The sequence below is a fragment of the Azospirillum sp. B2RO_4 genome, assembly GCF_051124815.1.
Lineage (GTDB): Bacteria > Pseudomonadota > Alphaproteobacteria > Azospirillales > Azospirillaceae > Azospirillum.
Map to the genome: position 1 here is coordinate 2,739,535 of NZ_CP118485.1, position 12,840 is coordinate 2,752,374.

General features: G+C 68.0%; 12 protein-coding genes. 5 read left to right on the top strand and 7 right to left on the bottom strand.

Annotation, left to right across the window (positions count from 1 at the left end; all coding sequences use genetic code 11):
• The first annotated feature begins 154 nt into the window (after positions 1 to 154).
• From mnmG to PWS46_RS13220, 4 genes are all read left to right on the top strand, one after another.
• Complete coding sequence (gene mnmG / locus PWS46_RS13205) at positions 155 to 2,035, top strand: tRNA uridine-5-carboxymethylaminomethyl(34) synthesis enzyme MnmG (protein WP_434615958.1); 1,881 nt, start codon at positions 155 to 157, stop codon at positions 2,033 to 2,035.
• Entirely contained in the window at positions 2,032 to 2,646 is a 615-nt protein-coding gene (gene rsmG / locus PWS46_RS13210; protein ID WP_434615961.1) for a 16S rRNA (guanine(527)-N(7))-methyltransferase RsmG, read from the top strand. The genes mnmG and rsmG overlap by 4 nt, the downstream gene beginning before the upstream one ends.
• 65 nt (positions 2,647 to 2,711) lie before the next feature.
• Complete coding sequence (locus tag PWS46_RS13215) at positions 2,712 to 3,509, top strand: ParA family protein (protein ID WP_063635622.1); 798 nt, start codon at positions 2,712 to 2,714, stop codon at positions 3,507 to 3,509.
• The gene (locus tag PWS46_RS13220) at positions 3,506 to 4,417 is read left to right on the top strand and encodes a ParB/RepB/Spo0J family partition protein (RefSeq protein WP_434615965.1); all 912 of its coding nucleotides are present in this window, start codon (positions 3,506 to 3,508) and stop codon (positions 4,415 to 4,417) included. The genes PWS46_RS13215 and PWS46_RS13220 overlap by 4 nt, the downstream gene beginning before the upstream one ends.
• Positions 4,418 to 4,446: 29 nt before the next feature.
• Here PWS46_RS13220 and PWS46_RS13225 read toward each other — a convergent pair whose 3' ends face one another.
• The 5 genes from PWS46_RS13225 to PWS46_RS13245 are packed head-to-tail and all read right to left on the bottom strand — an operon-like array spanning position 4,447 to position 8,823.
• The gene (locus tag PWS46_RS13225; RefSeq protein WP_434615968.1) at positions 4,447 to 4,941 is read right to left on the bottom strand and encodes a dihydrofolate reductase; all 495 of its coding nucleotides are present in this window, start codon (positions 4,939 to 4,941) and stop codon (positions 4,447 to 4,449) included.
• 34 nt (positions 4,942 to 4,975) lie between these two features.
• Positions 4,976 to 6,130, bottom strand: a complete 1,155-nt coding sequence (gene hemW / locus PWS46_RS13230; RefSeq protein WP_434615971.1) for a radical SAM family heme chaperone HemW — start codon at positions 6,128 to 6,130, stop codon at positions 4,976 to 4,978.
• Between the two features lie 2 nt (positions 6,131 to 6,132).
• The gene (rdgB, locus tag PWS46_RS13235) at positions 6,133 to 6,747 is read right to left on the bottom strand and encodes an RdgB/HAM1 family non-canonical purine NTP pyrophosphatase (RefSeq protein WP_434615974.1); all 615 of its coding nucleotides are present in this window, start codon (positions 6,745 to 6,747) and stop codon (positions 6,133 to 6,135) included.
• 27 nt (positions 6,748 to 6,774) lie between these two features.
• Positions 6,775 to 7,494, bottom strand: coding sequence for a ribonuclease PH (gene rph, locus PWS46_RS13240; protein ID WP_434620011.1), 720 nt, complete (start codon positions 7,492 to 7,494; stop codon positions 6,775 to 6,777).
• Between the two features lie 39 nt (positions 7,495 to 7,533).
• On the bottom strand, positions 7,534 to 8,823 hold the full coding sequence (locus PWS46_RS13245; RefSeq protein WP_434615977.1) for an MFS transporter: 1,290 nt from the start codon (positions 8,821 to 8,823) through the stop codon (positions 7,534 to 7,536).
• Between the two features lie 305 nt (positions 8,824 to 9,128).
• On the opposite strand from PWS46_RS13245, the gene PWS46_RS13250 reads away from it, so the two are divergent.
• Entirely contained in the window at positions 9,129 to 11,393 is a 2,265-nt protein-coding gene (locus PWS46_RS13250) for an NADP-dependent malic enzyme (RefSeq protein WP_434615980.1), read from the top strand.
• A gap of 200 nt (positions 11,394 to 11,593) precedes the next feature.
• On the opposite strand, the gene PWS46_RS13255 is transcribed toward PWS46_RS13250, so the two are convergent.
• A complete protein-coding gene (locus tag PWS46_RS13255; protein WP_434615983.1) occupies positions 11,594 to 12,163 on the bottom strand; it encodes a GNAT family N-acetyltransferase in 570 nt (189 codons plus the stop codon).
• Between the two features lie 12 nt (positions 12,164 to 12,175).
• The gene (locus PWS46_RS13260) at positions 12,176 to 12,781 is read right to left on the bottom strand and encodes a helix-turn-helix domain-containing protein (protein ID WP_434615985.1); all 606 of its coding nucleotides are present in this window, start codon (positions 12,779 to 12,781) and stop codon (positions 12,176 to 12,178) included.
• Between the last annotated feature and the right edge of the window lie 59 nt (positions 12,782 to 12,840).

Sequence of the window (12,840 nt, forward strand, 5' to 3'; positions counted from 1 at the left end):
AACCGGCGGCAGTCCCCTCTCCCGCATGAGCGGGGGGTTAGGGAGGGGGGGCATCAGGCGACCACTTCAACAGCCACCTGCACCCCACTTGTCCCCGCCCCGTCTCCGTGCCTCCCTCTTGGATCCCCGCCGCTGTTCGGCTATGGTCCCGCGCATGCGGAACTTTGATGTCATCGTTGTCGGCGGCGGTCACGCCGGCTGTGAGGCGGCTGCGGCGGCAGCGCGCATGGGTGCGCGCACGCTCCTGCTGACCCACAAGGTCGAAACCATCGGCGAGATGTCCTGCAACCCCGCCATCGGCGGCTTGGCCAAGGGCCATCTGGTGCGGGAAATCGATGCGCTGGACGGGGTGATGGCAAAGGCCATCGATCGCGGCGGCATCCAGTTCCGCATCCTGAACCGCAGCAAGGGTCCCGCCGTCCGTGGACCGCGCGCCCAGGCCGACCGCAAGCTCTATCGTCAGGCGATGCAGTCGCTGCTGGCCGAACAGGAGAACCTGTTTATCGAGGCCGGCGGTGCCGAGGACCTGATCGTCGACTCCGATCAGCGCATCACCGGCGTGGTCACCGGAGCCGGCGAGTCCATCCGCGCCGGTGCGGTGGTGCTGACCACCGGCACCTTCCTGCGTGGCCTGATCCACATCGGCGAGGAACGCACCCCTGCCGGACGCGTTGGCGAGGCGCCGTCCATCGGCCTGTCCGACACGCTGGCCCGTCTCGGCTTCCCGCTCGGCCGGCTGAAGACCGGCACCCCGCCGCGCCTCGACGGCCGCACCATCGACTGGGACGCGCTGGAGAAGCAACCGGGCGATATGCCGCCGCCGCCCTTCTCCTATATGACGGAGCGGATCGACACGCCGCAGATCGACTGCGCGATCACCTGGACGACGCCGGAAGCGCACGCGCTGATCCGCGCAAACCTGCATCGCGCGCCGATGTATTCCGGCCAGATCACCGGCACCGGTCCGCGCTATTGCCCCTCCATCGAGGACAAGGTCGTCCGCTTCGCCGAGAAGGAGAAGCACCAGATCTTCCTCGAGCCGGAAGGGCTGGACGATCCGACCGTCTACCCGAACGGCATCTCCACTTCCCTGCCCCGCGACGTGCAGCTCGGCATTCTCGCCAGCATGCCGGGGCTGGAGAAGGTGGTGATGATCCGCCCCGGCTACGCCATCGAATACGACTATGTCGATCCGCGCGAGTTGAAGCCGACGCTGGAGACCCGCCGGGCGCCACGTCTGTTCCTGGCCGGCCAGATCAACGGTACCACCGGCTATGAAGAGGCTGCGGCCCAGGGCCTGATGGCTGGCATCAACGCCGCGCTGGTGGCGAGCGGCAACCGCGACGGCTTCGTGCTCGACCGTGCCGACGCCTATATCGGCGTGCTGATCGACGACCTGATCGGCCGGGGCACCAACGAGCCCTACCGCATGTTCACCTCGCGTGCCGAATACCGGCTGCTGCTGCGCGCCGACAATGCCGACCAGCGGCTGACCGCCAAGGGGATCGCCATAGGCTGCGTCGGCTCCGAGCGTCGCGATGTCTTCGCCGCCAAGAGCGCCGCGCTGCTGGCCGGTCGCGCCCTGGTCGCTTCGCTGCGGGCGACGCCGGCCGAACTCTCCCGCCAGGGTGTGGCCGTGAACCAGGACGGCGTGCGCCGCAGTGCCGCCGACCTGCTGCGTTATCCCGATATCGACCTTGCCGCCCTTGCCCGGCTGTGGCCGGAACTGGGCGAGATCGCGCCGGAGATCGCCGAGCAGTTGGAGATCGACGGCAAGTACGCCGGCTATCTCGGCCGACAGGAGGCCGACATCCGCGCCTTCCGCAAGGACGAGTCCCTCGCCCTGCCCGACGATCTTGACGTCGACGGCATCGGCAGCCTGTCCGCCGAAATCCGGCAGAAGCTGCGCCAGTCGCGTCCGGCCACGCTGGGGGCGGCGGCCCGCATTCCCGGCATGACTCCGGCGGCGCTGGTCGCTTTGCTCCGCCACGTGAAGCGCCGTGACGTGGTCTCGTCCGGGGTGGCCGCCGAATGAGCCGGTTCGACGCGGTTGCATTCCAGGAGGCCACCGGTGTTTCACGTGAAACGCTCGACCGCCTGATCGCCTATGACGGGTTGCTGCGCAAGTGGCAGCCGAAGATCAATCTGGTCGGCCCCTCCACCCTGCCCGACGCCTGGAGGCGCCACTTCCTAGACTCCGCCCAGCTCTACCCGTTGCTGCCGGAGGGCACAAAGGTGCTGGTCGATCTCGGCAGCGGTGCCGGTTTCCCCGGTCTGGTGCTGGCCATCCTCGGCGTGCCGCAGGTGCATCTGATCGAGAGCGACGTGCGCAAATGCGCCTTTCTGCGCGAGGTCGCCCGCGTCTGCGAGGCACCGGTCACCGTCCACACCAAGCGGATCGAGACCGTCACCGGCATCGAGGCCGACGTGGTCACCGCCCGCGCGTTGGCGCCGCTGACCGATCTCTTCGCCTGGGCCCATCCCTTCATCGGATCGCGCGGCAAGTGTCTGTTCCTGAAGGGCGCCGCACTGGACGACGAATTGACCGCTGCAGCGCAATATTGGACACTGGTTCCTGAGCGATTCGACAGCCGCACCGATCCCAGCGGGACCATCCTGCGTGTGAGCCATCTTGAGCGTGCGTGAAGACCGTGCCTGACACCGTTGTTCCCCCGCCCTCCTCCCGCCAACCGGACTCCCGAGAGGCTGCCATGTCTGCCGTCACCCGTCCCCTTGCCCGAGTGGTTGCGATTGCCAACCAGAAGGGCGGCGTGGGCAAGACCACGACGACGATCAACCTTGCCACCGCGCTCGCCGTCATCGGCAAGCGGGTGCTGGTGATCGACCTCGACCCGCAGGGCAACGCGTCCACCGGTCTCGGCATCCCCCGCTCGGACCGCCGCGTCGGCATCTATGACGTGCTGTTCGACGACGTGTCGCTGGAGGAGGCGGCCACCCCCTCCTCCGTGCCGAACCTGTCGATCATCACGTCGTCGGTCGACCTGTCGGGCGCGGAGATCGAGCTGGTCGGTGCCGAGCGTCGCGAGTTCCGCCTGCGCGAAGCGGTCGCCAACAGCGCGCTGGAATACGACTATGTCCTGATCGACTGCCCGCCGGCGCTGGGTCTGCTGACGCTGAACGCGCTGGTGGCGTCCCACGCCGTGATGGTTCCCCTGCAGTGCGAGTTCTACGCGCTGGAAGGTCTCAGCCATCTGGTCCGCACCATCGAGCGGGTGAAGCGCGCCTTCAACCCGAACCTGGACATCCACGGCGTCGTGCTGACGATGTTCGACAAGCGCAACAACCTGTCGGACATGGTGGCGGCCGACGTCCGCGGCTTTTTCGGGGAGAAGGTGTACGACACCGTGATCCCGCGCAACGTCAAGGTCTCCGAGGCGCCGTCGCACGGCAAGCCGGTGCTGATCTACGACATGCGCTGCCCCGGATCCCAGGCCTACATCCATCTGGCGGGCGAGGTGCTGCGCCGTGAGAAGAGACTGACCGCATGATCGACGACACCAAGCAAGGGGGCGCCCGCCGCGCCAGCCTGGGCCGCGGCCTTTCCGCCCTGTTCGGCGAGGCGACCGAGGATTATTCGGCGCTCGACAAGGTGCGGCAGTCCAAGCAGGTGCCGATCGAGTTCGTGCACCCCGGCAAGTACCAGCCGCGGCGGAAGTTCGACGAGGAGGCCATCCAGGGCCTCGTCGACTCCATCCGCGACAAGGGCATCCTGCAGCCCCTGCTCGTCCGCCGCGATGGCGAGGATGCCAACTCCTACGAGCTGATCGCCGGCGAACGCCGCTGGCGCGCGGCACAGATCGCCGGGCTGCACGAGGTACCGGTCATCATTCGCGATCTCAGCGACCGCGAGGCGTTGGAAATCGCGCTGATCGAGAACATCCAGCGCCAGGATCTGACCCCTCTGGAAGAGGCGGAGGGCTACCGCCGCCTGATGGAGGAGTTCGAGCACACGCAGGAGGATCTGGCCCGCGCCGTCGGCAAGAGCCGCAGCCATGTCGCCAACATGATGCGCCTGCTGGCCCTGCCCGATCCGGTCAAGTCGATGGTCCAGGACGGCGCGCTGACCGCCGGCCATGCCCGCGCCCTGCTGACCGCCCCGGATCCGGCCGCCGTTGCCCGCGAGGTGGTGACGCGTGGCCTGAATGTCCGCCAGACCGAAGACCTGATGCGCGGCGACCAGCCGAAGGCGAAGAAGGGCAAGGCCGCGACTGGCGGGGCCGGATCCGCCCCGGCGATGAAGGACGTCGACCTGATCAATCTGGAAGAGGAGATCTCCGCCCGCATCGGGCTGAAGGTCGCGATCAATCCGCAGGGACAGCGTGGGACGATCACCATCCATTACCAGACGCTCGACCAGCTGGACGATGTTCTGCACCGGCTGGGCGGCGAGGAGTAACGGGATTGCCGGGGGCGCTCGCTCGCCCCCTACCCGCGCACCTTTTCGAAATCGATGTAGCGATAGAACAGCCCATTCTCTTCCATGGGCGCGCTCGACCACACCTCCGCCCATTCCGCATCGATGGGCGGCATCAGCGTGTCGCCTTCCACCAGGCTTTCGATGCGGGTCAGGTGCAGGCGGTCAGCGATCGGCAGCGTCTCGCGGAACAGGGCGGCGCCGCCGATGACGCAGAGTTCGGCTGCACCGGAGCCTTGCGCCCATGACACCGCCGCCCCGAGACCGGTGAACCATCGGGCGCCGTCATGCTCGCCGACCAGGTGCTGACGGCTCACCACCAGATTGTCGCGGCCGGGCAGCGGGCGTCGGGGCAGGGACTCCCAGGTTTTCCGGCCCATCAGGATCGGCTTGCCCATCGTCAGTTCCCTGAACCGGCGCAGATCGCTGGGAAGATGCCAGGGAAGACCGCCGTCACGGCCGATCACGTCATTCATTGCGGCGGCGACGATCAGGCTGATGAGCATCCCCCTGCCCTTTCCCCATTGAAGACACGGGATCTTACGCCAGAATCGCGCCGAGCACCGCATTCAGACGCTGTAGCCCCTCCGATGTCGCAACCAGACGGTCGGCATCGCGGGTCAGGAAGCCGCCGTCGATCAGGCGGGACAGTGCCGACGGATCGACGAAATCATCCAGCGTCCGGCCGGTTTCCTCCACAAGACGGGCAAGCCGCACACCCTCGCTCAGGCGCAGTCCCATCATCAGAAGCTCGGTGCCGCGGGCGTCACGGTCGATGGGATTGGGGGCGGCGGCGCCATGGCCGTCGCGCTCCACCCGCTCCAGCCAGATTTCCGGGGCACGATGCGCACGGGTGGCGAACTTCTCGCCATTCAATGTCAGCCGGCCATGAGCGCCGGGACCGACGCCGACATAGTCGCCATAGCGCCAATAGGTCAGGTTGTGGCGGCTTTCCTCGCCGGGGCGGGCGTGGTTGGAAATCTCGTAGGCCGGCAGCCCCGCCGCGCTCAACTGGCTCTGCGTCGCCTCATAGAGATCGCCGGCCAGTTCCTCGTCGGGCAGCACCAGATCGCCGCGGGCGTGCAGCGGATAGAAGGCGGTGCCCTCCTCGATCGTCAGCTGATAGACCGACAGATGGCCCACGGCGTAATCCAGCGCGCGCGCCAGCTCCGCCTGCCACGCCGCCACCGTCTGGCCGGGACGGGCATAGATCAGGTCGAAGGAGAAGCGGTCGAAGGTCCGCGCCGCCAGCTCGATGGCGCCGGTGGCCTCCGCCGCATTGTGCTGGCGGCCGAGGAACTTCAGGCTGGCGTCGTCCAGCGCCTGGATGCCCAGCGAGACGCGGTTGATCCCGGCGCTGCGGAAGGCGCGGAACTTGTCGGCCTCGACGGAGGTCGGGTTGGCCTCCAGCGTCACCTCCAGCCCGTCGGCAACCTGCCAGCGTTGGGCGACGCGGTCGATGATGGCGCCGACCGTTGCCGGTTCCATCAGCGACGGGGTGCCGCCGCCGAAGAAGATCGAGGTGACGGTGCGGCCGGCGGTCAGGTCGGCGTAATGGTCCAGCTCGCGCAGCAGCCCGGCCCGCCAGCGGTCATGGTCGACCCGCTCGCGGACATGGCTGTTGAAATCGCAATAGGGGCACTTCGACTTGCAGAAGGCCCAATGGACGTAGACGGCAAAACCAGGGTCAGACATGGTCACCGGAAACACCGCTCCACCAGCTGGCGGAAGGCGTCGGCACGGTGGCTCATCTCGTGCTTCCTGGCCGGATCCATCTCGCCGAAGGTCAGATCGTGGCCGTCCGGCAGGAACATCGGGTCATAGCCGAAGCCGTGGGGACCGCGCGGCGGCCACACCAGCGTGCCGTAGCAGCGACCCTCCACCGTCTCGACATGGCCGTCCGGCCAGGCGAGCGACAGGGCGCAGACGAAATAGGCGCTGCGGTCTGTCTTGCCGGCCCGAGACTGTTGGACGAGCCCGTCCTCGACCTTCCGCATCGCCATGGCGAAGTCCTTGGCCGGACCGGCCCAGCGGGCGGAATAGATGCCGGGATCGCCGTTCAGCGCCGGTACCACCAGCCCGCTGTCGTCGGCGAGCGCGACATGGCCGGCGGCCGCCGCGGCCTTCGCTTTCAGCTCGGCATTGGCGATGAAGGTGGTCCCGGTCTCTTCCGGTTCGGGCAGGCCCAGCTCCCCGGCCGAGGTGAAGGTGGCGACATAGGGGCCGAGCAGGTCGGCGATCTCGCGCACCTTGCCCTTGTTGTGGCTGGCGATGACGAGCGTGTCGCCGGTGAAGCGGCGGGGAGCGGACATGATGATGAACCTCTGGCTGATGCCGGCTTACTTGATGCCGAGGACCTGCTTCTGCAACGCCACCAGCTCGGTCACGCCCGTGCGGGCGAGCGCCAGCAGCTCCATGAACTGAGGCTCGGAGAAGGGGGTTTCCTCGGCGGTGCCCTGGATTTCGACGATGCCGGCCTTGCCGGTCAGGACGAAATTGGCATCGGCCTGCGCCTTGGAATCCTCGTCATAGTCGAGGTCGAGCACGGCGTTGCCCTGATAGAGGCCGCAGGACACGGCGGCGACCTGATCGGTCAGCGGCATGGTCTTCAGCGCGCCGATCTGCATCAGGTGCTGGAAGGCCAGATGCAGGGCGACATAGCTGCCGGTGATGGCGGCGGTGCGGGTGCCGCCGTCGGCCTGGATGACGTCGCAGTCGATCTTGATCTGCTTCTCGCCCATCGCCGAGCGGTCGGTGACGGCGCGCAGCGCGCGGCCGATCAGGCGCTGGATCTCCTGGGTGCGGCCGGACTGCTTGCCCTTTGCCGCTTCGCGGTCGGTCCGGCTGTGGGTGGAGCGCGGCAGCATGCCGTATTCGGCGGTGACCCAGCCGAGCCCGGTGTTCTTCAGGAAACGCGGCACCGTCTCGTCGACGCTGGCGGTGCACAGCACATGCGTGTTGCCGAAGCGCACCATGCAGGAGCCCTCGGCATAGCGGCTGAAGCCGGGCTCGAGGGAGACGGTGCGCAGTTGATCGAAGGCGCGGCCGGAGGGGCGCATGGGCATCATTCCGAAGGTCGTTTGCGGTTCGGCGGCAAGCTAACGGCTCTGCCCGCCCCCGTCCAGCACGGCGTCGGCGACCACCGGTACAGGTGCCGGTACAGGGGGCAAGCGCGTCGCCCGCTCCAGCCACAGCGTCAGCAGCGGCACGGCAAGCCCGATGGTGATGGAGAAGGTCGCCATGGTCGTCACATGCTCCAGCCGGCCGTCCGGCGCGTTGGTCAGAATCTCGGCCGACAGGAAGGCGCCGAAGGCGGAGCTGAGATGCTGCACCGCCGACACCAGCGCCATGAAGCCGGCGCGCTCCTGCGGGTCCGGCACGCGGGTGAAGGCGGCGCCGTTGGCGACCATGCGGATGCCGACGAAGGTCATGAAGAAGGGGAACAGCCCCAGCACCGGCATCCAGGGCCGATAGCCGATGAAAGCGAAGAAGATCACCATGCTCAGCCCCACCGTCGCCGCGAAGGTGACGGCGCTGGAGCCATGGCGGTCGACCAGCCGTCCGGCCCAGCGCGCGGCGAAGAAGCTCAGCGTGCCGCCGGTCATGTAGACCAGGCTCAGATGGTCGCGTGGGAAGCCCAGATTGCCCTGCACATAGGCGGCGATGTTGGGGACGATCATGAATTGCTGGACCTGCACCAGCGCGACGGTGACATAGGCCAGCCAGACCTTGCGGCGCGACAGCAGCGCCGCCATCCGCACCCATGCTCCGGTCTTCACCCCCACCCCGCCGAGATGGCCACGCTGCGGCGGCAGGATGGCGATGGCGGCGACGGCGACGATCAGACCGGCGAAGGCCACCGCGAAGAAGGGCAGCCGCCAGCCGCCATAGAGCGCCAGCTCCAGTCCCACCGGCACCCCGGCGATGGCCGACAGCGAGAAGGCCGACATGACGGCCCCCATCGCCTGCCCTCGCCGTTGCGGCGCCACCTGATCGGTCACCGTGGCGATGGCGACCGCGACGGCCGGGCCGCCGAACAGGCCGGCAAGCACGCGCGCCGCCAGCAGGGAGTGGAAGTCCCAGGCCAGCCCGCCCAGCGCGGTCGAGACGATCAGCCCGGCCATGGCGACGGCGAGCGCCCGGCGCCGGTCGAAGCGGTCGAGCACCATCGAGCCGATCAGTCCGGCCAGGGCCGCGGCGGCGGTGTAGCTGCCGCCGATATAGCCGATGTGCGCCGCCGGGATGTCCAGGGCCCGCGCGAAGTCGGGACCGAGCGGCATCACCATCATGAAGTCGAGGATGTTGATGAACTGCACCGCCGCGATGACCAGCGTGATGCGGCGTTCGTCCGGCGTCAGCGCGGCTGCGGATTTGGGGGCCAGGGACAAGATGGCGGCTCCGGCGGGCGGAATAGCGGGAGTTGTGTTTTGCACCGCATGATACCAGCCGCCTCCGGGCCTTCCCAACCGGCATGGTCATGCGTGGCGAGCGGATCAGATAGGACGTGCGGCAAACTGGATGTGTCGCCAATCGTCAAAAAATTGCATGATTCGTACAAAAAGCGGGCGTTGAAGGCTTGGCGAGTTGCGCGTGCGGCGTATACCATCGCGGCCCCACCGTCGGCAGCGCACCGCACAAAAGGCACCAACGAAGACCGACGGGCATCAGCACTCCGTTGAGGAACACGACATCCATGTCCGACACCAAGCGCGTCACCGACGAAGAGGCCCTGCTGCTGCATTCCAGCGGCCGGCCCGGCAAGCTGGAAATCACCCCGACAAAGCCGCTGACCACCCAGCGTGATCTGGCGCTGGCCTATTCGCCCGGCGTCGCCGCGCCCTGCCTGCGCATCGCCGAGGATCCGTCGCTCGCCTATGACTACACCGCCAAGGGCAACATCGTCGCCATCATCTCCAACGGCACGGCCGTGCTGGGGCTGGGCGACCTGGGCGCGCTCGCCGGCAAGCCGGTGATGGAAGGCAAGGCGGTGCTGTTCAAGCGCTTCGCCGATGTCGACGGCATCGACCTGGAGGTCGACACCCGCGATGTCGACGAGTTCGTCAACTGCGTGCGCTTCCTCGGCCCCAGCTTCGGCGGCATCAACCTGGAAGACATCAAGGCACCCGACTGCTTCATCATCGAAGAGCGGCTGCGCGAACTGCTGGACATTCCGGTCTTCCACGACGACCAGCACGGCACCGCGATCATCGCCGCCGCCGGCCTGATCAACGCCTGCGACATCACCGGCCGCCGGATCGAAGACGTGAAAATGGTGGTGAACGGCGCCGGCGCGGCGGGCATCGCCTGCGCCGAGCTGTTCTGCACGATGGGTGTTTCACGTGAAAACATCATCCTGTGCGACACCAAGGGCGTGGTCTACCGCGGCCGCACCAACGGCATGAACCAGTGGAAGTCGTCCTTCGCCGTCGACACCGACAAGCGCACGCTGGAAGAGGCGGTGGCCGGCTCCGACGTGTTCGTCGGCCTGTCGGCCAAGGGGGCGATGACGCAGGAGATGGTGAAGTCGATGGCGGCCAAGCCGATCATCTTCGCGCTGGCTAACCCCGATCCGGAGATCACGCCGGAGGATGTGAAGGCGGTGCGCGCCGACGCCATCGTCGCGACCGGCCGCTCCGACTATCCCAACCAGGTCAACAACGTCCTGGGCTTCCCCTACCTGTTCCGCGGCGCGCTGGACGTCCGCGCCACCACCATCAACGAGGCGATGAAGGTGGCCGCCGCCAAGGCGCTTGCGGCGCTGGCGCGCGAGGATGTGCCGGACGAGGTCGACGCAGCCTATTCCGGGCGCCGGCTGCGCTATGGCCCGGACTACATCATCCCGGTGCCCTTCGACCCGCGCCTGATCGTCACCGTCCCGGCCGCCGTCGCCCAGGCGGCGATGGAAAGCGGCGTGGCGCGCAAGCCGATCCTCGACCTGACCAGCTACAAGCACTCCCTGCGCACCCGCCTCGATCCGACCGCCGACAGCCTGGAACTGATCCTGGAGAAGGTGCGGACCAACCCGCGCCGCGTCGTCTTCGCCGAGGGCGAGGAGGAGCGGACGATCCGCGCCGCCATGGCCTTCCGCGCCCACGGCTACGGCATCCCGGTGCTGATCGGCCGCGAGGAGGTCATCAAGGAACAGCTGGTGGCGATGGGCCAGCCGCACATCCAGTTCGAGATCCACAACGCCCGCCTGTCGGATGCCAACCGGCGTTACGCCGACCACCTCTACCGTCGCCTGCAGCGCAAGGGCGCTCTGCTGCGCGACTGCCAGCGGATGGTCAACCAGGACCGCAACGTCTTCGCCGCCTGCATGGTGGCGCAGGGCGATGCCCACGCCATGGTGACCGGCCTGACCCGCAGCTTCGGCGTCGCCTACGAGGAAATCCGCCGCGTCGTCGATCCGAAGGCGGCCGAGCCGGTGTTCGGCCTGCACCTGTTCATCACCCGCAGCCGCACCGTCTTCATCGCCGACACCACCGTCCATGTCCGTCCCGACGGCAAGACGCTGGCCGACATCGCGGTCGGCGCCGCGGCCAAGGCCCGGCAGATGGGGCACGAGCCGCGGGTGGCGCTGCTGTCCTTCTCCAACTTCGGCCAGACGCCGCACCCGAACACCGATCCGCTGCGGGAAGCCCTGTCGATCCTCGACAGCCGCCGGGTCGATTTCGAGTATGACGGCGAGATGTCGGCCGACGTGGCGCTGGACTACCAGCTGATGAAGCGGGTCTATCCGTTCTCGCGGCTGTCCGGTCCGGCGAATGTGCTGATCATGCCCGGCCTGCATTCCGCCAACATCTCGGCCAAGCTGCTGAACAAGATGGCCGGCGGCCAGATGATCGGCCCGCTGCTGATCGGTCTGGACAAGCCGGCGCAGATCGTCAGCATGGGCGCCTCGGTCAACGACATCGTCACCGCCGCAGCACTGGCGGCACATGATTCGCTGCCGTGGTAAAGTAACGCTTTATCCAAGAGTCCCCTCTCCCCCGCTCTCGCGCAAACTCCGTTTGCGCTGACGCGACAGGCGGACCTTTGGTCCGCCGAAAGCGGGGAGAGGGTTAGGGTGAGGGGGGCGCACATACCGGACTGTCTTCGGCTGCGCCGAACCCCCTCATCCCGACCTTCTCCCCAGGGGGGAGAAGGAGAGTTCAGGCCTCACCCCAAAGCCTTGTAAAAAAACGTCGTGTCGCAGAGCCCACCCTGCGGCCACAGGGCGTAGTTCGGGATGACGCCGACCTTCACCCAGCCGGCGCGCTGGTACAGACGTTCGGCGTCGGGCGAGGCCGTGTCCAGCACCAGCAGGGTCTTGCCGGCGGCGCGGCCGGCTTCCTCGGCCGCCTGCATCAGGGCGGCGCCGACGCCACGGCGGCGGGCGCGGCGGTGGACCAGCATCTTCGACAGGTCGGCGCGATGCGGCTGGTTCGGGGGCTGGCCGACCACCAGCTGGACGGTGCCCAGCACGCCCTCCCCGTCTTCCGCCACCAGCAGGATGCGCTCCCCCTGCTCCACCCCGGCCACCACCTGGCCCCAGAAGCCTTCGGCGGTGGCGCGGTCGAGCGGCGCCATGAAGCTGACCGACGCACCGCCGTCCACGCAATCCAGCAGGACGTCGGTCAGCCCCGGCACGGCTGCGTGAGCCTCCGCGGAAGACAGCACGCGCACCGTCACGGCAGCGGCGCCGCTTTCCGCTCCGCGCTGGCCGGAGTCCAGGCAGGCACTGTCCATCGCATGCTCCTTTCAGCGTTTAACGGCGTTTAAGGAGGGGCGCCCGTCGGTGGTCAGCGCCACGATGTAGCGGACGGTGCGGTCGGTCGGATTGTGGAAGCCGGTCGGCCGGTCGAGCCGCATGGCGAGGCAGTCGCCGGTGGACAGCCGGTGCGTCACCTCCCCCACCGTCAGGTCGATGGTGCCGTCCAGCAGATAGACCTGCTGCTCCACGGCGGCGGCGCGGTTGCCGCTGTCGTAGGAGACGCGGGCGCCCGGCGGCAGTTCCACCTCCACCAGTTCGATCGGCGACGGATAGCCCGGCGGCGACAGGTTGCGGCGCCGATAACCGGTGGCGGGGTCGGCCCAGGCGATCTGGTCGGCGCGGCGGGCCACCGGACTGGCATCGGCGCGCTCGGCTTCCGCGAACAGGGCCGCCAACGTCACCCCCAATCCGGCGGCGAGCCGGTCGAGCACGGAAGCCGTCGGGCTGCTCTCCCCCCGCTCCACCAGCGAGATCATCGAGCGGCTGACGCCCGAGCGTTCGGCCAAGCCGTCCAGGGTCAGGCCCCGCTCCGCCCGCAAGGCACGCAGTCGGGTGGCTAGACGGCTGTCGATATCGTTTCCCGCATTTTCCATGAAGGTAGAATGATGATCCAGGATATTGGAGTCAACGATCGACCGCATTGTCATGGTCA

Bases quoted from the DNA above. Each gene is read 5' to 3' on its own strand.
- rph (WP_434620011.1), bottom strand. From the start codon at position 7,494: ATGCGCCCCTCCGGCCGCGCCTTCGATCAACTGCGCACCGTCTCCCTC.
- PWS46_RS13220 (WP_434615965.1), top strand. From the start codon at position 3,506: ATGATCGACGACACCAAGCAAGGGGGCGCCCGCCGCGCCAGCCTGGGC.
- mnmG (WP_434615958.1), top strand. From the start codon at position 155: ATGCGGAACTTTGATGTCATCGTTGTCGGCGGCGGTCACGCCGGCTGT.
- PWS46_RS13215 (WP_063635622.1), top strand. From the start codon at position 2,712: ATGTCTGCCGTCACCCGTCCCCTTGCCCGAGTGGTTGCGATTGCCAAC.
- PWS46_RS13260 (WP_434615985.1), bottom strand. From the start codon at position 12,781: ATGGAAAATGCGGGAAACGATATCGACAGCCGTCTAGCCACCCGACTG.
- PWS46_RS13250 (WP_434615980.1), top strand. From the start codon at position 9,129: ATGTCCGACACCAAGCGCGTCACCGACGAAGAGGCCCTGCTGCTGCAT.
- rsmG (WP_434615961.1), top strand. From the start codon at position 2,032: ATGAGCCGGTTCGACGCGGTTGCATTCCAGGAGGCCACCGGTGTTTCA.
- hemW (WP_434615971.1), bottom strand. From the start codon at position 6,130: ATGTCTGACCCTGGTTTTGCCGTCTACGTCCATTGGGCCTTCTGCAAG.
- PWS46_RS13255 (WP_434615983.1), bottom strand. From the start codon at position 12,163: ATGGACAGTGCCTGCCTGGACTCCGGCCAGCGCGGAGCGGAAAGCGGC.
- rdgB (WP_434615974.1), bottom strand. From the start codon at position 6,747: ATGTCCGCTCCCCGCCGCTTCACCGGCGACACGCTCGTCATCGCCAGC.
- PWS46_RS13225 (WP_434615968.1), bottom strand. From the start codon at position 4,941: ATGCTCATCAGCCTGATCGTCGCCGCCGCAATGAATGACGTGATCGGC.